The sequence below is a fragment of the Mesorhizobium sp. P2_D1 genome (genome assembly GCF_056404455.1).
In genome coordinates, this window is record NZ_JBFUDZ010000001.1 from 82,950 (window position 1) to 101,996 (window position 19,047).

General features: G+C 64.1%; 22 protein-coding genes. 12 read left to right on the forward strand and 10 right to left on the reverse strand.

What is annotated here, in order from left to right; genetic code table 11:
• Positions 1-165: 165 nt before the first annotated feature.
• The 3 genes from AC1D0I_RS00430 to AC1D0I_RS00440 all read left to right on the forward strand — a co-directional run bounded on the left by AC1D0I_RS00430 (position 166) and on the right by AC1D0I_RS00440 (position 3,352).
• The gene (locus AC1D0I_RS00430) at positions 166-627 is read left to right on the forward strand and encodes a Ros/MucR family transcriptional regulator (protein WP_095084073.1); all 462 of its coding nucleotides are present in this window, start codon (positions 166-168) and stop codon (positions 625-627) included.
• A 122-nt stretch (positions 628-749) separates the two neighbouring features.
• Positions 750-1,850 (forward strand): aminotransferase class I/II-fold pyridoxal phosphate-dependent enzyme, encoded by a 1,101-nt coding sequence (locus tag AC1D0I_RS00435; protein WP_477392345.1) that lies wholly within the window; start codon positions 750-752, stop codon positions 1,848-1,850.
• A gap of 263 nt (positions 1,851-2,113) precedes the next feature.
• Entirely contained in the window at positions 2,114-3,352 is a 1,239-nt protein-coding gene (locus AC1D0I_RS00440; RefSeq protein ID WP_457150194.1) for an MFS transporter, read from the forward strand.
• A 3-nt stretch (positions 3,353-3,355) separates the two neighbouring features.
• On the opposite strand, the gene AC1D0I_RS00445 is transcribed toward AC1D0I_RS00440, so the two are convergent.
• From AC1D0I_RS00445 to hemC, 6 genes are all read right to left on the reverse strand, one after another.
• The gene (locus AC1D0I_RS00445) at positions 3,356-4,072 is read right to left on the reverse strand and encodes a glutamine amidotransferase (protein ID WP_477392347.1); all 717 of its coding nucleotides are present in this window, start codon (positions 4,070-4,072) and stop codon (positions 3,356-3,358) included.
• Between the two features lie 17 nt (positions 4,073-4,089).
• A complete protein-coding gene (locus AC1D0I_RS00450) occupies positions 4,090-4,569 on the reverse strand; it encodes a tellurite resistance TerB family protein (RefSeq protein WP_477392349.1) in 480 nt (159 codons plus the stop codon).
• A 36-nt stretch (positions 4,570-4,605) separates the two neighbouring features.
• Positions 4,606-6,207, reverse strand: coding sequence for a heme biosynthesis HemY N-terminal domain-containing protein (locus AC1D0I_RS00455; RefSeq protein WP_477392350.1), 1,602 nt, complete (start codon positions 6,205-6,207; stop codon positions 4,606-4,608).
• 10 nt (positions 6,208-6,217) lie between these two features.
• Positions 6,218-7,702 carry a COG4223 family protein gene (locus AC1D0I_RS00460; RefSeq protein ID WP_477392352.1) on the reverse strand — a complete coding sequence of 495 codons (1,485 nt, stop codon included), beginning with the start codon at positions 7,700-7,702 and terminating at the stop codon, positions 6,218-6,220.
• 111 nt (positions 7,703-7,813) lie between these two features.
• A complete protein-coding gene (locus AC1D0I_RS00465; RefSeq protein ID WP_477392354.1) occupies positions 7,814-8,530 on the reverse strand; it encodes a uroporphyrinogen-III synthase in 717 nt (238 codons plus the stop codon).
• Between the two features lies 1 nt (position 8,531).
• Positions 8,532-9,458 carry a hydroxymethylbilane synthase gene (hemC, locus tag AC1D0I_RS00470; protein ID WP_477392356.1) on the reverse strand — a complete coding sequence of 309 codons (927 nt, stop codon included), beginning with the start codon at positions 9,456-9,458 and terminating at the stop codon, positions 8,532-8,534.
• Positions 9,459-9,558: 100 nt separating this feature from the next.
• Between hemC and tsaD the strand changes: the two genes are divergently transcribed.
• The 6 genes from tsaD to AC1D0I_RS00500 are packed head-to-tail and all read left to right on the forward strand — an operon-like array spanning position 9,559 to position 13,596.
• The gene (tsaD, locus tag AC1D0I_RS00475; RefSeq protein WP_477300159.1) at positions 9,559-10,647 is read left to right on the forward strand and encodes a tRNA (adenosine(37)-N6)-threonylcarbamoyltransferase complex transferase subunit TsaD; all 1,089 of its coding nucleotides are present in this window, start codon (positions 9,559-9,561) and stop codon (positions 10,645-10,647) included.
• The gene (locus tag AC1D0I_RS00480; protein ID WP_477300160.1) at positions 10,644-11,675 is read left to right on the forward strand and encodes an NAD(P)H-dependent glycerol-3-phosphate dehydrogenase; all 1,032 of its coding nucleotides are present in this window, start codon (positions 10,644-10,646) and stop codon (positions 11,673-11,675) included. Before tsaD ends, AC1D0I_RS00480 begins: the two co-directional genes overlap by 4 nt.
• A gap of 37 nt (positions 11,676-11,712) precedes the next feature.
• Positions 11,713-12,009 carry a YciI-like protein gene (locus AC1D0I_RS00485; protein WP_095084062.1) on the forward strand — a complete coding sequence of 99 codons (297 nt, stop codon included), beginning with the start codon at positions 11,713-11,715 and terminating at the stop codon, positions 12,007-12,009.
• A 42-nt stretch (positions 12,010-12,051) separates the two neighbouring features.
• A complete protein-coding gene (locus AC1D0I_RS00490) occupies positions 12,052-12,477 on the forward strand; it encodes an EVE domain-containing protein (protein WP_095084061.1) in 426 nt (141 codons plus the stop codon).
• A gap of 53 nt (positions 12,478-12,530) precedes the next feature.
• Positions 12,531-13,130: a class I SAM-dependent methyltransferase gene (locus AC1D0I_RS00495; RefSeq protein WP_477392819.1), complete on the forward strand. Its 600-nt coding sequence runs from the start codon at positions 12,531-12,533 to the stop codon at positions 13,128-13,130.
• A 49-nt stretch (positions 13,131-13,179) separates the two neighbouring features.
• The gene (locus AC1D0I_RS00500) at positions 13,180-13,596 is read left to right on the forward strand and encodes a DUF1761 domain-containing protein (protein WP_095084059.1); all 417 of its coding nucleotides are present in this window, start codon (positions 13,180-13,182) and stop codon (positions 13,594-13,596) included.
• A 137-nt stretch (positions 13,597-13,733) separates the two neighbouring features.
• Here the strand turns inward: AC1D0I_RS00500 and gcvA are convergent, their stop codons facing one another.
• Complete coding sequence (gcvA, locus tag AC1D0I_RS00505) at positions 13,734-14,648, reverse strand: transcriptional regulator GcvA (RefSeq protein ID WP_477392358.1); 915 nt, start codon at positions 14,646-14,648, stop codon at positions 13,734-13,736.
• Positions 14,649-14,778: 130 nt separating this feature from the next.
• Here gcvA and AC1D0I_RS00510 point away from each other — a divergent pair, with 130 nt between their 5' ends.
• Positions 14,779-15,030, forward strand: coding sequence for a hypothetical protein (locus AC1D0I_RS00510; protein ID WP_477392360.1), 252 nt, complete (start codon positions 14,779-14,781; stop codon positions 15,028-15,030).
• A gap of 149 nt (positions 15,031-15,179) precedes the next feature.
• Here AC1D0I_RS00510 and AC1D0I_RS00515 read toward each other — a convergent pair whose 3' ends face one another.
• A complete protein-coding gene (locus AC1D0I_RS00515; protein WP_477392362.1) occupies positions 15,180-15,695 on the reverse strand; it encodes a L,D-transpeptidase family protein in 516 nt (171 codons plus the stop codon).
• 165 nt (positions 15,696-15,860) lie between these two features.
• Between AC1D0I_RS00515 and AC1D0I_RS00520 the strand changes: the two genes are divergently transcribed.
• Together AC1D0I_RS00520 and AC1D0I_RS00525 are read left to right on the forward strand one after the other, a co-directional pair.
• On the forward strand, positions 15,861-16,544 hold the full coding sequence (locus AC1D0I_RS00520; RefSeq protein ID WP_023760937.1) for a response regulator transcription factor: 684 nt from the start codon (positions 15,861-15,863) through the stop codon (positions 16,542-16,544).
• 119 nt (positions 16,545-16,663) lie between these two features.
• On the forward strand, positions 16,664-17,119 hold the full coding sequence (locus AC1D0I_RS00525) for a Crp/Fnr family transcriptional regulator (RefSeq protein ID WP_095084055.1): 456 nt from the start codon (positions 16,664-16,666) through the stop codon (positions 17,117-17,119).
• A 66-nt stretch (positions 17,120-17,185) separates the two neighbouring features.
• Here AC1D0I_RS00525 and AC1D0I_RS00530 read toward each other — a convergent pair whose 3' ends face one another.
• Positions 17,186-17,992 carry an exodeoxyribonuclease III gene (locus tag AC1D0I_RS00530; protein ID WP_477392363.1) on the reverse strand — a complete coding sequence of 269 codons (807 nt, stop codon included), beginning with the start codon at positions 17,990-17,992 and terminating at the stop codon, positions 17,186-17,188.
• Between the two features lie 298 nt (positions 17,993-18,290).
• The gene (locus tag AC1D0I_RS00535) at positions 18,291-18,971 is read right to left on the reverse strand and encodes an outer membrane lipoprotein carrier protein LolA (protein ID WP_477392821.1); all 681 of its coding nucleotides are present in this window, start codon (positions 18,969-18,971) and stop codon (positions 18,291-18,293) included.
• Positions 18,972-19,047 lie beyond the last annotated feature (76 nt).

Here is a 19,047-nt window from a genome sequence, read left to right on the forward strand (position 1 = left end):
CAAGTCATTGCGCTGCGCAGATTTGCCGACTAGGAATCCCGCGCCACAACAACGCTGCCGTCCCGTGGATGCACAAAGGACGCCGTAGCATTTTGATTTTGCGCATGATCCTTTCCGGGAATCGAATCCGATTTTCAGGTCATTCGCTTTAGACGGAGAAATAGATTGACCGACGATAACGACAGCGCCCGTAAAGACATCGACCTGCTCGAGCTGACCGCTCACATCGTGTCCGCTTACGTCGAGAAGAACCGCCTGCCCGCTTCTGGTCTCGCCGATCTCATCGCCAGCGTCAGCACTTCGATAAGCGGGCTCGGCCAGCCGGTGGTCCCGGTGGCAGCTCCGCTGGTCCCGGCGGTCAACCCCAGGAAATCGGTGACACCGGATTTCATCATCTGCCTCGAGGACGGCAAGAAGTTCAAATCCCTGAAACGTCACCTCGGCGTGCATTTCGGCCTGACGCCGGACGCCTATCGCGCCAAATGGGGCTTGCCGGCTGACTATCCTATGGTCGCCCCCAACTATGCCGCTTCGCGTTCGCTGCTGGCGAAGTCGATCGGCCTCGGCCGCAAGGCCGCCGAAGTCGTGCCCGCCAAGGGCAGGGGCAGGAAGAAGGCCTCGGCCTGAGCAATTCGGTCCTGAGCCAACACTTAGGACGACTGGAACAGAAGCCTGCCGGCGAATCCGCCTTGGCAGGCTTCATGTTTTTGTGGCTTGGATGAACCGAACGGGGTCTTTTGGGGGAAGCCATGAACTACACCAGGATGGTGATCGAGAAAGAGGCGCCGGAAGAGTACGGCTACGACCGGATCCGCTACAATCTTTCCGAAAGTTCGATCGCCGACCAGAAACTCTCCGATATCGGCCTATCCTTGCCCGATCTCACGCTCTTCTACGGCGAGCATCGCGGCGACAAGGAATTGCGCGCGCAGATCGCCGCGCAGGACGCCGGCGTCTCGCCCGATGATGTGCTGGTCACCGCTGGTGCTGCTGGCGCCCTGTTCATCATCTCGACCTCGCTGTTGTCGCAGAGTGATCATCTGGTCGTCATCAGGCCCAACTACGCCACCAACATCGAGACCCCAAGGGCGATCGGCTGCGCCATCAGCTTTGTCGACCTGGCCTTCGAGGACGGCTTCGCCATCGATGTCGGCCAAGTCGCGGCCGCGATACGGCCGAACACCAGGCTGATCAGCGTCACCTGCCCGCACAACCCGACCGGCACGATGATGAGCCGCGCCGACCTCGACGCCCTGGTCGCGCTCGCCGAAAGCAGGGACTGCCATCTGCTGGTCGACGAAACCTATCGCGACCTCTCCTATGGCAAGCGCCTGCCGTCCGCGGCATCGCTGAGCCCGAAGGCGATCAGCGTCTCGTCGCTGTCCAAGGCCTTCGGCATTCCCGGCATCCGCATCGGTTGGCTGATCACCAGGGATGCGGAACTTCAGGAGAAATTCCTCGCCGCCAAGGAGCAGATCGGCATCTGCGGCAGCGTCATCGACGAAGGCATCGCGCGCGGCATGCTGGAGCGGCGGGACGTGTTCCTGGCGACGCTGCTGCCAGAAATGGCCAGGCGCCGCGACATCGTCCAGGCCTGGATCGACCGCGAGCCGCTGGTCGACTGGGTGCGCCCTGAAGGCGGTGTCGTCGGCTTCCCGCGCCTGAACGTCGATCCCGACTTCGACCTCGACCTGTTCTATGTGAACCTGCTGGAAAACCATGGAGCCTATGTCGGGCCCGGCCATTGGTTCGAAATGCCAAAGCGCTTCTTCCGCGTCGGTTTTGGCTGGCCGACGGAAGCCGAGTTGAGGAGCGGCCTCGACGCTATCTCCGCGGCGCTCAGGCAATAACGTCCTCGTGCAATCAACGGAACAGGGTGAAATTTCGTTGATCCAGCGCTGATTTTGGCGCACATCGCGCTGCGAACTTTGTTAGAAATTCCCTTGGCCGGAACAGCGCCCATCCGGGAAGTGCCCCGCCGGCCATCGCATCGGCCCGAAAATCGGTTCCGATTTTCGGAAAGCACGATGCGAAAACCAAAGTGTTGGAGCGTACTTTGTGCGTCCGATTGGACGCACGTCGCTCCAATGCCATCGCAACGGGGCCTCGATCCGTGACTGCCGCACAAACTTCGCCGGACCAGCGCTATGCCGCGTTCCGCCACCGCTCCTTCCTGAGCTATTGGGCGGCGCGTTTCCTCACCACCTTCGCCACCATGATCGTGTCGGTCGCGGTCGGCTGGCAGATGTATGACCTGACGAGGGATCCTCTTGATCTCGGCCTGGTCGGCATCGTCCAGTTCCTGCCGTCGCTGCTGCTGGTGTTGGTCACCGGTGTCGTCGCCGACCGCTTCGGCCGCCGCCTGATCATGGCGCTGGCGGTGGTGATGGAGGCGATCTGCGCGCTGACGCTGCTGTTCCTGACCCTGCATGGCATCAGCGGACCGCTGCCGATCTTCGTCGTGCTTGCCATGTTCGGCGTCGCCCGCGCCTTTTTCGGGCCGGCCTCGGCCTCGCTGTTCGCCAATCTCGTGCCACCTGAGGATTTCGCCAACGCCATCGCCTGGAACTCGTCGGCCTGGCAGACGGCGACCATCGTCGGCCCGGTCGCCGGCGGCCTGCTCTACGGCGTGTCGGCGGAAGTCGCCTATGGCACCGCCGCCGTGCTTATGCTTGCGTCCGGGTTGCTGATCTTCACCATCCCGAAGCCTTCGCAACGCACCGAGACCGAGAAGCCGACGCTGCAGAACCTGTTCGGTGGGTTCAGCTATATCTGGAGCGAGAAGATCGTGCTGGGCGCCATCTCGCTCGATCTGTTCGCCGTGCTTTTGTCGGGCGCCTCGGCACTGCTGCCGATCTATGCGCGCGACATCCTCCAGCTAGGCCCCTGGGGCCTAGGCCTGCTGCGCTCGGCGCCGGGCGTGGGCGCCATCTGCGTCGCCATCTGGCTGGCCGGCCACCCAATCCGCAACCATGCGGGGCTGATCATGCTCGGCTTCGTTGCGGCGTTCGGCGCCTTCACCGTGCTGTTCGGCCTGTCGACCATCACCTGGCTGTCGATCGCAGCGCTCGCCTTCCTTGGCGCTACCGACATGTTCAGCGTCTACATCAGGGAGACCTTGATCCAGCTGTGGACGCCCGACCATGTGCGCGGCCGAGTCAATGCCGTGAACCAGGTCTTCGTCGGCGCCTCCAACGAGGTCGGCGAATTCCGCGCCGGCACGATGGCGGCGTTGATCGGCACGGTTCCGGCCGTCGTGGTCGGCGGCGTCGGCGCGATCGCGGTCGCCGGGCTGTGGATCGTGCTGTTCCCGCAACTGCGCAAGGTGCGCCACCTCAACGGGCGAAACTGACGTCTATCGCAGCGCCGGTTTGCCGAAGATCGTGCGCAGGAATTCATCCAGCCAGCGCTTGAGATGCATGTCCCAGATCAGCCGGCCGCCGAGATGATCGCGGCCGGGCTGCGCCCCGGGCAACTCGAAGCGATGCGCGCCGCGCACCACCCAACGCTGCATCATCGCCCTGGTCAACTCGCCATGGAACTGGATGCCCCAGGCATTGTCGCCATAGCGGAAGGCCTGGTTGGGATAGGTCTCGGCCGTCGCCAGCAGCGTCGCGTCCCTGGGCAGTGAAAAACCCTCGCGGTGGAACTGATAGACCATCTCCGGCCAATGCATCAGGGTCTTGCCGGCTTCGGTCGCCTTCAGCGGATACCAGCCGATCTCGACCAATCCTTCGCCGTGACCTTCGACCTTGCCGCCGAGATGGTTGACCAGCATCTGCGCACCAAGGCAGATGCCTAGGAACGGCCGGTTCTCCTTGAGCGGTACTTCCAGCCAGGCAGTCTCGCGGCGGACGAACTCGTCCTCGTCATTGGCGCTCATCGGTCCACCGAACACCACCGTGCCGGCGTGGCCGTCCAGCGTTTCCGGCAGGGTATCGCCGAGCGGCGGGCGACGGATGTCGAGCTCGAAGCCTTCTTCCAGGAGCATGTGGCCGACACGTCCGGGGCTCGAATTCTCCTGATGCAGCACGATCAGGATTTTTGGCCTCGAACTCGTTTGGCGCGGCATGGGCAGGCGAAATCCGTCTATTCGTCGCTCGATGTTCCGGTGGCGCCGGGTGCCTGCTCCGCCGCCTTGCGACGTGCCTCGATGCGGTCGCGGCGTTCGACGCCGATCAGCTCGGCGACGCGCCAGACCGTGTTGTCCTCCAGCTCGTGCAGCTCGCCATCGGCGTAGACGATCTCCCACATCAGGCCGATGAAGGCCTTGCGCGCCTCAGCATCGAGATGGCGCTTCAAGACACTGGTGAAGGCATAGAGATCGATCGCCTCATTGTCGGCCCGCTCGCCGGCGGCGGCGAGCGCTTCGAGCTCGACGCCGCTGATCGAGTAGCTCTGGGCCAGCACCGCCTTGAACCGCTCCCACTCGACATCCTGGCGCACGCCATCGGCATTCATGACGTGATAGAGGAGCGCCGAAGCCGCAACGCGCGGATCGTCGCTGCTCGCATGCGTGCCGGCGCCGGCCGGCAAATCCCTCAGAAATGACAGAACGCGTTCAAACATATCCTATTCCTCAACGGCCCTCACGGCCGGCCCAACTCAAAACAACCGAAACCGGCGCGGCGATTTTTCCGCTTCCTCGTCCGGATCGACGCCGGGATCATCCGGCAGCCGCGCATGCTCCTCTGCCGGCTCGACGGCTTCCGCGTTGGTCGGCACCTCGGCGAAGGCGGCGGCCGTGATCGGCCGGACGTGATCTTCCTCGCGGCTTTCAGCCTGCTTGCCCGTCGAAATATCGCCGCCGGCGTCATCGATCACCTCGACCGGCCTCTCGCTCACCGGCTTTGCCAGCGCTTCGATAACCGGCACGGGGGCGGCCGGTGCATCATCATGGCTGTCGATCAGCTGGCCGAGCCGCTCCATCGGTGCACGCCACTCGAAGGCGTCGAGCCGGCCGGTGACCGGCGATACCGGCGCCCAGCGCTCCGAAACGACGCCGTCGGCGACCCAGGCCGGATCGCGGGGCGCCCGCACCGCCCTGGAAAGCAGCTGCCGCACCTTGCCCTGGTCGCCGGTATCGGCCTCCTCGATGTCGGCCAAAAGCAAATAGGCGCCCTCGCGGCGATCCATCCTGATCGCTGCCTCGGCCTCGCGGCGGGCAGTCGAAAAATCCAGTGCGTCGAGCGCTGCACGCGCCACCGTCATCGACGACTCGGCGTGGTTCTTCTTCATCTCCTGCAGCTTTTTCGCCCGGTTAAGGCGGTCGAGCACCGCATCGCCCGGCCGTGCATGGGTATAGAGCTCGGCGATCTCAGGATGCGGCTCGGCCCTCCACGCCGTCTCGAGGATTTTCGAGCCCTTGCGCACGTCGTTCTGCTTGAACAGCGCGGCAGCGGCGGCGACAGCGGCGGGGGCGAAGTCCGGCCGCAGCCGGTTGGCCTCGATTGCCGCGGTTCTGGCGGCAGTCGGATCGCTACCGGCAAGCGCCTGCGCCTTGGCCGTCAACAGCACGGCGCGACGGCGGTTGGCGGCATCGCGCTCGATCTGCCGTGTCGACTTCTGCGCGTCGACCAGTTTCAGCGCCCCGTCCCAGTCGCCGCGCGCGGTCAATTCTTCCAGCGTCGATTCGGCCGCCCAGGCCAGTTGCGGCGCCATCACGGCGGCGCGGCCGGCATAGTGCCTGGCGGCGTTGCGGTCGCCGAGCCGTTCGGCCTCGAGATAGAGCCCGCGCAGGCCGAGCAGCCGCATTTCGGGATCGTCGAGCATGCTCTCGAATTTCTGCCGCGCCCCTTCGTGATCGCCTTCGAGCAGCGACGCCTGCGCCTCGAGCAGATGGATCAGCGGCTCCTGGTCGGAGCGGATCAGCTTGGCCGCTTCCTTGGTTTTCTTGCGAGCCAGCGCGCCGTCACCGGCGCCGGCGGCGATCATGCCGGTCGACAGCGCCTGATAGCCACGGTCGCGGCGGCGCACGCGGAAATAGCGCGAGATGGTGTAGGGGCTGTTCCACAGCGACTTGATCAGCCACCAGAAGATCATCACCGCGGCGACGACGGCAACGACGGCCACTGCCGCCACCATCAGGCTGACCTGGTATTGGTAGCCGCTGAAAGTGACGACCATGTCGCCGGGCCGGTCGGCCAGCCAGGCAAAGCCCAGCCCGAGCGCGAAAACGACGATAAGGAAGGCCAAGAGGCGGATCATGGTGTTGCCCTCATGCCTTCATCGCGCCAGAGATCAGCGCGTCGACCTGTGTTTCGACCTCGATGCGTGCTTTCAGTTTGCCGGCAAAGTCGGCACCGGCCGCCTTCACGGCTTCGGGCAGCGTGTCATACTCGCTGAGCGCCTTGGCATAGTCGCCCTGGTTGACCGCCACTTCCATGCGCGCGACGGTTTCCGGCGCACCGGCACCTTCGACGGCGCCGATCGGCCGGACCTTGACCAGCGATTCGGCGCTCGACAAAAGGTTCTGCAGGAAACCGGCATTCTCATCGACAGGCGTCGCGGCGGCGACCATGGCATTGGCAGCGGCATCCGCTTGCGATGCGATCTCGGCGCGGGTCGGCACGCCTTTTTCAGCATAGGTGCGCAGTGTCGCGAGTTGCGGCGCATCCGGCGAAATCGCGGCAAAGGTTTCGAGTTCGGCCGAGAATGGCGCGCCACGGTCGAGCGCGGACTTGAGCGCCGACGCGGCGATGGCGAGCGCGATCTTGGGCTGTCCCGCCGCCGCCTCGACCTTGCCGGAAAGCTGCGACACCGACTGCTCCAACGCAGTGAGCCGGCCATCCAGCGCCGTCGTCGCTTCGCCGGCTGACTTCGCCTGCGCGTCGAGACCAGCCAGTTTTTCGTTGAGCGGGCCGAGATCGACCGGTGCCGTGCCGCCGGCCTTACCTAGGGCGGCGACCTCGGTTTCGATCTGCTTGATCTTGTCGCCAAGCGCTGCGAGCCCGGCGGTGTCGCCCGCTCCACCGGATTCGACCGCCGACTTCAGCGCCGCGACATCGGTCTTGACCTGATCCAGCGCCGACGACAGGCCATCGACCTTGGCCGACGCGTCGGTGTTGCCGCCCGATTCCTTCAGGCCGGCGATTTCGCGATTCAGCGCGGCGATCTCGCTGTTGACGCCGTCGAGCGATACGCCGGAACTGGACCCCGGCGCGCCGAGCAGCCCGGCATATTGTAGGCCACCCGCGCCGACCAGCGCGATGACGCCGCCTATGATGCCGGCGGCAATCCCATTGAGGCCGCCACGCTTTGCCGGTGGTGTTGGCGCCATTCTGTCGTCCCGTGTCTCGGTTCTCGCCTTGCTGTCGTCGGCCTGGGTACGCTTCGCCGACGCATCCTCGAAATTGTAGTCGAAGGCTTTGGTTTTGCTGGCCGGCGCCTCGGACCCTCCGGGATAGGCAGGTTCAGCTTCGCTGGCGCCCTTGGCTGCCGCTTCCGCGGCCGTCGCCGCTGGCTGTTCCGATTCGGCCTGGGCGTCTGCATGCTCCCAGGGCTCGAGATCGGTCTGGTCGGCATGCACCGGTTCTTCGGGAATCTCGGCCTGCGAGACGGCCTCCTCCGGCGCCTCTTCGGCGCCTGCCTGGGGCTTGGCGGCGTCCTCGTCGGCGATGCGCGAGACCGCGCCGGGCTCGAGATCGATGGTCACCGGCTCGCGGCGGCCTTTCGAGTGTCGCATCTTCGGCGTCTTGACCATGCTTGGGCTCCGCACAATTCGCTTCGTCTCAACGCCTGGCGGCGCATGATGGTTCAGAAAATGGTCTAGCACATCACCAAGCGGTGAAAAGGGGCGGTGTGATGACGCGGCTCAGGGCTGCGTCTGCAAAAGTGCCAGCAGCGTTTCCTCGTCGGGCTGCGCGGCTATGCGGATCCTCCCATCGGCGGTACCATCAAGCACTGCCGCAATGCGCGTGGAAAGGGCAAAAAACCTTGTCTTTTCAAAGAGCCCTTGCAGAGCGGGCCGCCTGGCCAGGATCTGCATCGCGGCGGCGGCCTTGGCTGAATAAAGCAGCACCGCATCGGCCGGTCGGCCGGACAGGCGCTCGAGGATGGCTTCATCGGAATAACCCACCGCGACCGTGTCATATGTCTCGACGGCATGGACCTGGACCCCTGCTACTCTCAGCCTCTGTTCGAACACCGGAAAGCGTACGCGTCCGCAGAGATAGACGATGATCATCCCCGAGAGACGACCGGCAAGACTGGCGGCAAGCGCCTCGGCATCGCCCGGGCCTTCGCTGACCGACAATATCCCCGCTTGGCGCGCGGCTTCCGCCGTCCTTGTTCCCACGGCATGGCAGGGCAGGCCGGCAAGCGCCGCGATGAGCTCCCTGGAAGCAAGCCGCACGGCATTGGCGCTGGTGATGGCCACCGCGACGGCATCGCCCGGAAGCAGTCCGGCATCGACCGGCAACGCCGCCGTTTCGGTCAAGGGCAGAAGAATCGGCTGGAACCCTGTCTCCTGAAGCCGCTGTGCCGTGCGCGAGGCGCCCGGTTCCGGTCTCGTCACCAGGACGCGAAGCATTTCAGAGCCAGCCGTCGAAGAACTTTTCGCCGGCCTTTGCCCGCACCATCCGGGCGGCTTCCTGGCCGATGCGGCCAGCATCCTGCGCCGGTCCCTGCAGATCGACCGTGTGCGACTGCGTACCGTCGGGCGAGATGATCAACCCGGCAAAAGACAGCTCTCCGGCCTCGATCGCCGCATAGCCGGCGATCGGCGTGCGACAGGAACCATCGAGCGCCGCCAGGAAGGCGCGCTCGCAGGCGAGCGCCTGGCCGGTCGGCACATCGTGGATGGCCGCCAGCATCTTTTCGACGTCGCCATCGCCGATGCGGGTCTCGATGCAGATCGCGCCTTGTCCCGGCGCCGGCGGAAAGATCTCGAGCGGCATCAGGTCGGTGACGACGTGGTCGAGCCCGAGCCGCTTCAGCCCCGCATAGGCCAGGATGGTGCCGGCGGCGACGCCTTCGTCGAGCTTGCGCAGGCGCGTCTGCACATTGCCGCGGAACATCACCACGTCGAGATCCGGCCGCATCCGGCGGATCAGCGCCTGTCGCCGCAGCGATGACGAGCCGACTTTCGCTCCATGCGGCAGTTCGGCAATGGTCTTCGCCGCCTTGCCGATAAAGGCGTCGCGCGCGTCCTCGCGCGGCAGGAAGGCGCTGAGTTCGAGACCTTTCGGCAGTTGCGTCGGCATGTCCTTCGACGAATGCACGGCGATGTCGATCCGGCCCGCCAGCAGTGCCTCCTCGATCTCTTTGGTGAACAGGCCCTTGCCGCCGGCCTCCGACAGCGGCCGGTCCTGGATGCGGTCGCCGCTGGTCGAGATGACGACGATCTCGAACGCTTCCGCCGGCATGCCATGCGCCGCCATCAGCCGCGCCTGCGTTTCATGCGCCTGTGCCAGCGCCAGCGGGCTGCCGCGTGTTCCGATTCTCAAGATTGTTTGCATGGCGTGCGGTCCGTGATAACCCCCGGGCAGACCGAGGCCTTTCTGGGCTTTCTCCTAATGGGGAAAGCGCTGACAGACAATCTCTAGGGACAGCGACGAATTGATCCGCGTTCTGGGCATTGAGACGAGTTGTGACGAGACCGCTGCCAGCGTCGTGGCGCTGGACGGTGACGCTGCGCCAAAAATCCTGTCCAACATCGTGCTCAGCCAGATCGAGGAGCATGCCGCCTTTGGGGGCGTCGTGCCGGAGATCGCGGCGCGCGCCCATGTCGAAGCGCTGGACGGCATCGTCGAGGCAGCCCTCGCCGATTCGGGCACAGCACTTGCAGATATCGATGCGATCGCCGCCACTGCCGGCCCCGGTCTGGTCGGCGGGCTGATTGTCGGGCTGATGACCGCCAAGGCGATCGCCGCGGCGGCGAACAAGCCGCTGATCGCCATCAACCATCTCGAAGGCCATGCCTTGACCGCAAGGCTGACCGACGGGCTCGATTTTCCCTATCTGCTGCTCCTGGTCTCCGGTGGCCACACGCAGATCCTCGCCGTGCGCGGCGTCGGCGACTATCAGCGCTGGGCAACCACCATCGACGACGCGCTCGGCGAAGCCTTCGACAAGACCGCAAAGATGCTCGGCCTGCCCTATCCCGGCGGACCCAATGTCGAGAAGGCCGCCCAAACCGGGGATGCGTCGCGCTTTGCCTTTCCGCGTCCGATGAAAGGCTCGGCCCAGCCCGACTTCTCCTTTTCCGGCCTGAAGACCGCCGTGCGCCAGGCGGCGACAGCCATCGCGCCTTTGAGCGACCAGGATGTCGCCGACATCTGCGCTTCGTTCCAGGCAGCGGTGGCCGATGCGCTGGCCGACCGTGTCGCGCGTGCGCTGGCGCGCTTTCGCGAGACGTTTCCCGGCACCAAAAATCCGGCCCTGGTGGTTGCCGGCGGCGTCGCCGCCAACCGCACCATCAAGGCGACGCTGGAGCGGCAGTGCGACGAGGCCGGCTTCACCTTCGTCGCGCCACCGCTGAAACTGTGCACCGACAATGCGGCGATGATCGCCTGGGCCGGCATCGAACGGTTGCGCGAAGGCATGGCGCAGGAAAACGGTTTCGACTTCGTGCCGCGCTCGCGCTGGCCGCTGGACAGCATTTCGACGCCGATGGTCGGCTCCGGCCGGCGCGGAGCCAAGGCATGAATGGCCGGGAGATGAACAGCCAAGACAAGGAAAACCCGGGCAAAAGCGGCTGGCGCGTCAGCGTGCTTGGCGGTGGCGCCTGGGGCACAGCGCTGGCGCTGGCCATGCTGCGTGCGGGCCATTCGGTGCGGTTGTTCGCCCGCGACCCCGAAACCGTCGCGGCGATCGATCGCGGCGAGAACCCGCGCTATCTGCCCGGCATCGCCATCGCGCCCGGCATCGACGCGACGAGCGACATCAAGGCGGCACTCACTGGCGCCGATTGCGTGCTGGCGGTGACGCCGGCGCAATCGCTGCGGGCAACGCTGGCGGTCGCGAAAGGCCATGTGCCTGCCGATATCCCGCTCGTCCTCTGCGCCAAGGGCATCGAGCGCGACACCGGCGCCTTGCTGTCGGCGATTGTCGGCGAGATCCTGCCGCAAAATCCGGTCGCCGCTCTATCGGGTCCAAGCTTTGCCACCGATGTCGCCCGGGGCCTGCCGACTGCGGTGGTCGTGGCCGCCCGCGACGAGGCATTGGCCGCGGACCTCGCCGCCCGCTTTTCGGCGGAGAATCTGCGCTGCTATTCGAGCGACGACCTCATCGGCGTCGAGATCGGCGGCGCCTTGAAGAACGTCTTCGCCATTGCCGCAGGTGCTGTCACCGGGGCGGGGCTCGGCGCCAGTGCCCAGGCCGCCATGGTGACGCGCGGCTTCGTCGAACTGCGGCGCATCGGTGCCGCCTTCGGCGCCAGGCCCGAAACGCTGATGGGCCTGTCCGGCCTTGGCGACCTGCTGCTCACCTGCTCGTCGACCCAGTCGCGCAACTTCGCCTATGGGCTGGCGCTGGGGCAAGGCAAGCCGCTTGCCGGATTGCCGCTGGCGGAAGGCGTGCCGACGGCGGCGATCGCCGCCCGCATCGCCACCGAGCGCAACATCGACGCGCCGATCATTGCCGCCGTGGCGGCCATACTGGACGGCACCATCACCATCCGGCAGGCTGTGACAGCCTTGATGACCCGGCCGCTCAAGACCGAAACCAACGATTGATCCCCACGACATCGATCCCACGACCAGGAGAAAGACCATGCTGTTTGCTTTGATTTGCAAGGACAAGCCCGGGAGCCTGCAGGTGCGCCTCGACACGCGTCCCGAGCATATCGCCTTTCTCGAAGGGTTGAACGGCGACAAGAAACTGGCTTTCGCCGGTCCCTTCCTTGACGCCGAAGGCAAGCCCAATGGCAGCCTCGTCGTCGTCGAGGCGCCGGACCTGGCAGGGGCACAGGCCTTGTCGGCCGCCGACCCGTACGCCAAGGCCGGACTGTTCGACAGCGTCGAAATCCGCCAGTGGAACTGGACGTTCAACAAGCCGGCGGCTAGTTAATTCCGGTCGCTGGCGGATGCACGCCAAGGAGGAGCAAAAGAAATGAACTACTGGCTGTTCAAATCCGAACCCTCGGTCTTCTCCTTCGAGGCGCTGAAGGCGAAGGGCAAGGCCGGCACGCAATGGGATGGCGTGCGCAACTATGCCGCGCGCAACAACATGAAGGCCATGCAGATCGGCGATCTCGGCTTCTTCTACCATTCCAACGAGGGGCTGAACGTGGTCGGCATCGCCGAAGTCTGCGCGCTTGCCCATCCCGACACCACGACCGACGACCCGCGCTGGGAATGCGTCGACATCCGTGCCTTCAAGGACGTGCCGAACCCGCCGACGCTGGAAGAGGTCAAGGCCAATCCAAAGCTTGCCGAAATGGCGCTGGTGCGGCTCGGGCGGCTTTCCGTGCAGCCGGTGACGCCGGCGGAGTGGAAGGAAGTCTGCCGCATGGGCGGCCTGACACCCGCTCCGTGACGGCGCTCACGCCAGACAGCGCGAAACAATTCATCCTCGACAACACGGCGCTGATGGCGCCGCCGCATGTGCCGGAAATCCTGCTTTATCTTGCCGACGAGGCGCATGATTTGTGGCAGCGGACGGAGGATGAGCTGGTCGAGATCGGCCTGCCGCCGCCCTTCTGGGCCTTCGCCTGGGCCGGCGGCCAGGGCCTTGCCCGCTACATCATCGACAATCCGGCTATGGTGCGGGGAAAGCGTGTGCTCGACTTCGCTTCCGGCTCCGGCCTTGTCGCCATCGCTGCGGCCAAGGCCGGTGCTGCCGGCGTGATCGCAACCGATATCGATCCTTTCTGTGCAACCGCGATCCGCCTCAATGCGCAAGCCAACGATGTCGGCATCGAGTTCCTCGGCACCGATTGCATCGGCACCGATGCCGGCTGGGATGTGATCCTGGCCGGCGACGTTTTCTACGACAATTCCTTCGCCGTCCGGCTGATGCCGTGGTTCGCAACGCTGAAGGCGCGCGGCGCCGAGATCCTCGTCGGCGATCCCGGCCGGTCGTATATGCCGAAGTCGGGACTGGAACCACTGGCGGTCTATGAAGTGGCCGTCACCCGGGCATTGGAGGATTCACTGGTCAAGCGCACCACCGTCTGGCGGTTTGCTTGACGCCTTCGCCGAACAGGCGTTCCATCAGATTTGCATTGGAGGGGGACGCATGGATTTTGAAGCAGTGAACTGGCTGGCGGTGATCGCCGCCGCCGTCGTCGCATGGTTGTTCGGCGCCGCCTGGTACATGGGCCTGAGCAAGCCGTGGCTGAAGGCCGCCAGGCTCGATCCCGCAACAATGAAGAAATCACCGCTGCCCTTCGTCATCAGCTTCATCGCCGAACTGATCATGGCCTACATAATGGCCCTGGTAGTCGGCGCGATGACCGGCGGCGAGCCGACATTGCTCGCCGGACTTGTCTTCGGCTTCGTGCTTTGGCTGGGCTTCGTCGCCACGACGCTCTCGGCCAACCACCGCTACCAGGACTTCGGCTGGGACCTGACCCTCATCGATGGCGGCCACTGGCTCGGCGTGCTGCTGATCATCGGCGTGGTCATCGGCTGGTTCGGCGCGGCGGCAGGCTGAATGAACAGGGAATAGGGCAGTAGGGGAAGCGAAGGCGGTACCGACGCCTATCCTTACTGCCTTACTGCCTTACTGCCTTACTGCCTTACTGCCTTACTGCCTTACTGCCTTACTGCCTTACTGCCTTATTCCGTGATTCACGTCTTTGCCACTTCCTCGATAATCCATTCGCGAAAGGCGGCGATGCGCGGATCGTCGGCAGTGCTCTCGGGATAAACCAGGAAATAGGCGAATTCGGCTCCCACCCGCAGGCCCAGTTCAAAAGGCTGCACCAGCCTGCCTTCGGAGAGGTCGTTTGCCACCATGGCGAAATCGGCGAGTGCGACGGCATTGCCCTCGATCGCCGCCTGAACGGCATCGGTGGAGTTCCTGAACACGATGGTGCGGCTGTCGTCGAAATCGCTGATGCCGGCCGCCGCCATCCACATCCGCCAGTTCGGCCATGTCACGCCTTGCCGCGCCCATTCGATATGGGCAAGCGTGTGGTTGAAGAGGTCACGCGGCTCGCGCAGCGGCGGACCGTACGTCAGCAGGCCAGGGCTGCACACCGGGATGATGATGTTGTCGAACAGGCGATGGGCGCGGAGGCCCGGGTACTTCCCGACGCCGAACCGGATGCCGACATCGACGTCGTCGAGGTCGAAATCCCGCACCTCGTAGGCGATGTCGAACCTGAGCTCGATATTGGGGTGATGCCTGCGAAAATCGTCGACGCGCCGCATCAGCCATTTTGAAGCGAACTGCGCGTCAAGCGTTACCTTCAGCAGTGTCGTGCCGCGGGTCAGCTTGCGTGCCCGCGAGACGGCCCGGCCAAGCAGGTCGAGTGCATCGATCGATGCCTCGAACAGCACCGTGCCCGCCGCCGTCAGCCGGATGGTGCGGCTGGTGCGGGTGAACAGCACGATGCCCAGTTGATCCTCGATTTCCTTGATCTGATGGCTGACCGCTGCCGGCGTCAGGCCGAGCTCGTCGGCGGCACGCGTGAAGTTGAGGTGTCGGGCGGCAGCTTCCAGCGTCCTCAGCGCTCGCGTTCCAGGCAGCAGGCGGGACATGCCATCCTCAAATAAAACTTGACGATCTCAAAAGAACTACTCGTTTCTCATTTAAATTTCAATGCGGCATGATCCACCCATCGCAACACCATCAAACCGGATTTGATATCCGGATGAAACGGATCACCCCATGTCCCACATTGTCTTGAATGCGCCGGTATCCACCCCGGCCTGGCTTAGCGCGGTGCTTGACTGGTTTCGACATGCCAGGGTCGCCATCCGCCTCGCCCGCCACGATATAGCCCACCAGAGCGTCGAGAACCTCTCCGATCGCCAGCTGCGCGACATCGGCGCCGAGCGCCGTGACGTCGCCCGTGCCATGGACCGGGAAATGGGCCGGTTGGGCCTGCTCGACATCGGCTGGCAGAAGCCGAACGGTTGATCGCTCGAAGGGCTGTTGAGATTCAGGGCAGGCCAAGTCGAAAATGACCGGTTCCGAGAACCGGAGCGGAGCGTACTTGACGTACGTGAGCGCCGGAAGCGCAGGAAATCGTCATTTGCAGGCCGTCATCACGTGAATTTCAATGGCCCTTACCTAACTACCCTCATCACAGTCTTGTCCGACAACAGCGGCAGCAGCCGCGCCATTGTGCGCGCGGTCACCGCCACACACCCTTGAGTCGGCGTGAAGCCGGGGCGCGCCAGATGGAAGAAGATGGCGCTGCCGCGCCCGCGCCGGCGTGGCGCCAGGTTCCAGTCGAGCACCAGGCAGGCGTCATAGAGGCGGTCGTCGCGCCGCATGCGTTCGTGGCTGGCGCCATAGGGAATCTTGACCGGCCTGTTATAATTCCGGTCGTCAGGCACTTCGCACCAGCCCAGATCAGGCCCGATCTGCGTCATCGCCAAACGGGTCTTGCGGCCGCTGGAGAACTGATCTCCCCGGAAATAGCCCGACACGATCCGCATCGGGCCAAGCGGCGTGGCGCCGTCGCCTTCACGCTTGTCGGCCGAGATGCCGCCCCGCCCCAGCGCACACGCAAACACCGTTCTGCCGGCCTGCAGCAGGCCCTGGCTTGGGTTTCCGGGCCTCGCCCGCACGGTCAGCACGCGCAGCTCTTTTCGCAAAATTGCGCCGGCTGCATTGCTATCGCGTTTTTTCTTGTATGATCGTGCCACGGAACAAATCACTGTGATCGGCTGTTGTGCTGGTCAGCTTCCGCATAAAGAGACAGCGGTCAACTGAATTTTCTTTTCAAAACAACGGATTGATCCATGACTTCACGCACCATTCTAATCGTCGACGACGATGACGACCTGCGCGGCACTCTGGTCGAGCAATTGTCCCTCTACGAGGAATTTGACGTGCTGCAGGAATCGACTGCGGCAAAAGGCGTTGCGACCGCGCGCGGCGGCCTCATCGATCTGCTCATCATGGATGTCGGGCTGCCCGACATGGATGGCCGCGAAGCGGTGAAGATCCTGCGCAAGGGCGGCTACAAGGCGCCCATCATCATGCTGACCGGCCACGACACCGATTCCGATACGATCCTTGGTCTCGAGGCCGGCGCCAACGACTATGTGACGAAGCCGTTCCGCTTTGCCGTGCTGCTGGCGCGCATCCGGGCGCAATTGCGCCAGCATGAGCAGAGCGAGGACGCCACCTTCTCGGTCGGGCCCTACACCTTCAAGCCCAGCCAGAAACTGCTGATCGACCCGCGCGGCGGCAAGGTGCGGCTGACGGAGAAGGAGGCCTCGATCATCAAATATCTCTATCGCGCCGACCAGAAGGTGGTGACACGCGACGTGCTGCTCGAGGAGGTGTGGGGCTACAATTCCGGCGTCACCACGCACACGCTGGAAACCCACGTCTACCGGCTGCGCCAGAAGATCGAGCGCGATCCTTCCAATGCGGAAATTCTTGTGACAGAAAGCGGTGGCTACAAGCTGGTTCCTTAAACATTTCATTATCCAATCAGCGGCCGGGCGGGACCGCATTCGGGTACGATCCATTTGGAGGGGGTTGTGGATCGTATCGCAGGGGAGGGAATGGACTGACCGTTCGGGGACACAGCTAGATGGCGTTGGATGACGACATTCGCATCCTGTCCGCCGTGAGGCTCTTCGAGGGCTTCACGCAGGAACAGTTGCGTCTGCTCGCCTTCGGCGCCGAGAACACAATATTGCTTGCCAACCACAAGCTTTACCGCGAGGACGACGAGGCCGATTCCGCCTATGTCGTGGTCAGCGGGCGCATCCTGCTCTATCGAGAGCAGAACGGCGAACGCATCCCGATACGTTCGGTCGGCCCCGGCGCGATCCTGAGCGAACTGGCATTGATCGCCGACAGCAACCGGCTGACCAGCGCGTCGGCCGAAATCGATTCGGAAGTGATACGGCTCAGCCGCAAGATGTTCCGCCGCATCCTCGAAGAATATCCGGAAATCGCGGTGAATCTCCACCAGCGTATCTCCGAGGAATTTCAGACACTGATCCGCCGTATCGAGGAACTGGCGCCCCGCTTCTCTGACTAGCGGCAGCGATGAGCTGGTCATCCCGCTGCCAGGACCTTAGGGGTAAGGTCTGGCCGCGACGTAGCTTTAATCGAGATCGAAGCGCGCTATGACCGGCACATGGTCCGACGGGCGCTCCCAGCCGCGCGCCAGGCGCAGGATCTCGTAGCCGGCAAAATCAGCCACCAGATTTGGCGACGACCAGACGTGATCGAGCCGCCGGCCACGGTCAGAGGCCTGCCAGTCCTGCGCGCGATAGCTCCACCAGGTGTAGAGCTTCTGCTCCTGCGGAATATTGAGCCGCATCAGGTCGACCCAGTTGCCGGCCAGTCGCATCGCCTCGAATCTTTCCGTCTCGACCGGCGTGTGGCTGACCACGTTGAGCAACTGCTTGTGCGACCAGACGTCGTGTTCGAGCGGGGCGATGTTGAGATCGCCGACAAGGACAGAGCCGGACACCTCGTCATGCTCGGCACGGATGGCATTCATCTCGGCGACGAAATCGAGCTTGTGCTTGAACTTCCTGTTGATGACAGGATCCGGTTCGTCGCCACCCGCCGGAACGTAGAAATTATGCAGCAGGATAGCCTTGCCGCCGGCCCGCACTGTCACCGACAGGTGCCGGCTGTCCTCTATCTCGCAGAAGCGGCGCCTTTCGACCACCTCGATCGGCCGCCGCGCCACCGTGGCGACGCCGTGGTAGCCCTTCTGGCCGTGGAAGGCGATGTGCTCGTAGCCGAGCTTGCGGAACGCCTTTTCGGGAAACAATTCGTCCGGAACCTTGGTCTCCTGCAGGCAGAGCACATCCGGCGCATGCTCGACAAGCAGGCGTTCGACGATCGGCATGCGCAGGCGAACGGAGTTGATGTTCCAGGTGGCAATGGAAAAGGGCATTCGGCAATCCAGGACAGCGTATAGCCAGCCAGAACCGACAGGCCCTGGCGGGCAAGACGCCTTTTGACGGAGTCAGTCCGGGAAACTGCCAGCCGCAAGCCGCAAAGACAAGCCGGCCCCCGCCCGGCGAGGCGCGACCCAGGGCTTTCCACAGCTATTGACGCGATTGGTCCTGGGGCGGTTCATCGTTTCACGGAAACGCAGAACCGCTCTATCTCCTTGTTCTGACACAATTCCCTAAGGGAAAGCGCTAGGCGCTTTCCCCGGCAAAACCGTTTCACACTTTTCCTTGAATGCTCTAGCGCGCCCTGGTGTTGACTTCGCGATTCGCGCTGTAGTCGATGGCGAAAGTGTCGGCGGCGAAGCTGACGCCTTCCTTGACGTTGAAGATCATCACCGTCGTGTCCTTGCCCTGTGCGTCGGTGATCGTCCACTGACGCAGCTCGTAGGATTTGGGATCGAACATCATCGTGATCTTCGAATTGCCGAACACCGATTTGTCGGCGAGCTGGATGGTGGTGAGGTCGTCTTCCTGCTTGACGCTTTTGACGCGGTCGCCGGAGAGATCGATCTTGTCGTCGAGCAGCAGCTTCAGCGGCGTCTTCGACAGCGGATAGAGATCGGAGGTGTTGAGCCTCTTGTTGAGGATGACCACCGACTTGCCGTCTGAAATCACCCGGAAATTTGACGCGCCGTCATAGTTGAAGCGGATCTTGCCCGGCCGTTCGAGGAAGAACTTGCCACCGGTCTGCTCGCCCTTGGGGCCGAACTGCACGAATTCCCCGCTCATCGATTTGACCGAGGAAAAATGGTCGGCGATCTTCTGTGCGGCCGGCGGCACGGCCGCTTGCGCCGAAGCCAGCAACTGGAAGCCGGGCATCACGTTGAAGGCCGCCGCCCCTGCAAACCCCAGGCCCAGCCCGAGCAACTGGCGCCGGGTGGGAGCAAAACTGCGGAGCGCTGAAGGATCGTTTTTCATGTCGGTCACTCTCATCTGATTCCTGAGTTGCCCTAGTGCTTGGACCCCCAGTTGGGCTGAAGTTTGGCGGGTCAGC

Excerpts from the sequence above, each read along its gene's own strand:
- AC1D0I_RS00535 (WP_477392821.1), bottom strand. The coding sequence starts at position 18,971 with ATGAAAAACGATCCTTCAGCGCTCCGCAGTTTTGCTCCCACCCGGCGC.
- AC1D0I_RS00460 (WP_477392352.1), bottom strand. The coding sequence starts at position 7,702 with ATGGTCAAGACGCCGAAGATGCGACACTCGAAAGGCCGCCGCGAGCCG.
- AC1D0I_RS00520 (WP_023760937.1), top strand. The coding sequence starts at position 15,861 with ATGACTTCACGCACCATTCTAATCGTCGACGACGATGACGACCTGCGC.
- gcvA (WP_477392358.1), bottom strand. The coding sequence starts at position 14,648 with ATGTCCCGCCTGCTGCCTGGAACGCGAGCGCTGAGGACGCTGGAAGCT.
- AC1D0I_RS00525 (WP_095084055.1), top strand. The coding sequence starts at position 16,664 with ATGGCGTTGGATGACGACATTCGCATCCTGTCCGCCGTGAGGCTCTTC.
- AC1D0I_RS00455 (WP_477392350.1), bottom strand. The coding sequence starts at position 6,207 with ATGATCCGCCTCTTGGCCTTCCTTATCGTCGTTTTCGCGCTCGGGCTG.
- AC1D0I_RS00480 (WP_477300160.1), top strand. The coding sequence starts at position 10,644 with ATGAATGGCCGGGAGATGAACAGCCAAGACAAGGAAAACCCGGGCAAA.
- AC1D0I_RS00465 (WP_477392354.1), bottom strand. The coding sequence starts at position 8,530 with ATGCTTCGCGTCCTGGTGACGAGACCGGAACCGGGCGCCTCGCGCACG.
- AC1D0I_RS00485 (WP_095084062.1), top strand. The coding sequence starts at position 11,713 with ATGCTGTTTGCTTTGATTTGCAAGGACAAGCCCGGGAGCCTGCAGGTG.
- AC1D0I_RS00450 (WP_477392349.1), bottom strand. The coding sequence starts at position 4,569 with ATGTTTGAACGCGTTCTGTCATTTCTGAGGGATTTGCCGGCCGGCGCC.
- AC1D0I_RS00530 (WP_477392363.1), bottom strand. The coding sequence starts at position 17,992 with ATGCCCTTTTCCATTGCCACCTGGAACATCAACTCCGTTCGCCTGCGC.
- AC1D0I_RS00495 (WP_477392819.1), top strand. The coding sequence starts at position 12,531 with ATGGCGCCGCCGCATGTGCCGGAAATCCTGCTTTATCTTGCCGACGAG.
- AC1D0I_RS00445 (WP_477392347.1), bottom strand. The coding sequence starts at position 4,072 with ATGCCGCGCCAAACGAGTTCGAGGCCAAAAATCCTGATCGTGCTGCAT.
- AC1D0I_RS00510 (WP_477392360.1), top strand. The coding sequence starts at position 14,779 with ATGTCCCACATTGTCTTGAATGCGCCGGTATCCACCCCGGCCTGGCTT.
- hemC (WP_477392356.1), bottom strand. The coding sequence starts at position 9,458 with ATGCAAACAATCTTGAGAATCGGAACACGCGGCAGCCCGCTGGCGCTG.
- AC1D0I_RS00435 (WP_477392345.1), top strand. The coding sequence starts at position 750 with ATGAACTACACCAGGATGGTGATCGAGAAAGAGGCGCCGGAAGAGTAC.
- AC1D0I_RS00500 (WP_095084059.1), top strand. The coding sequence starts at position 13,180 with ATGGATTTTGAAGCAGTGAACTGGCTGGCGGTGATCGCCGCCGCCGTC.
- AC1D0I_RS00490 (WP_095084061.1), top strand. The coding sequence starts at position 12,052 with ATGAACTACTGGCTGTTCAAATCCGAACCCTCGGTCTTCTCCTTCGAG.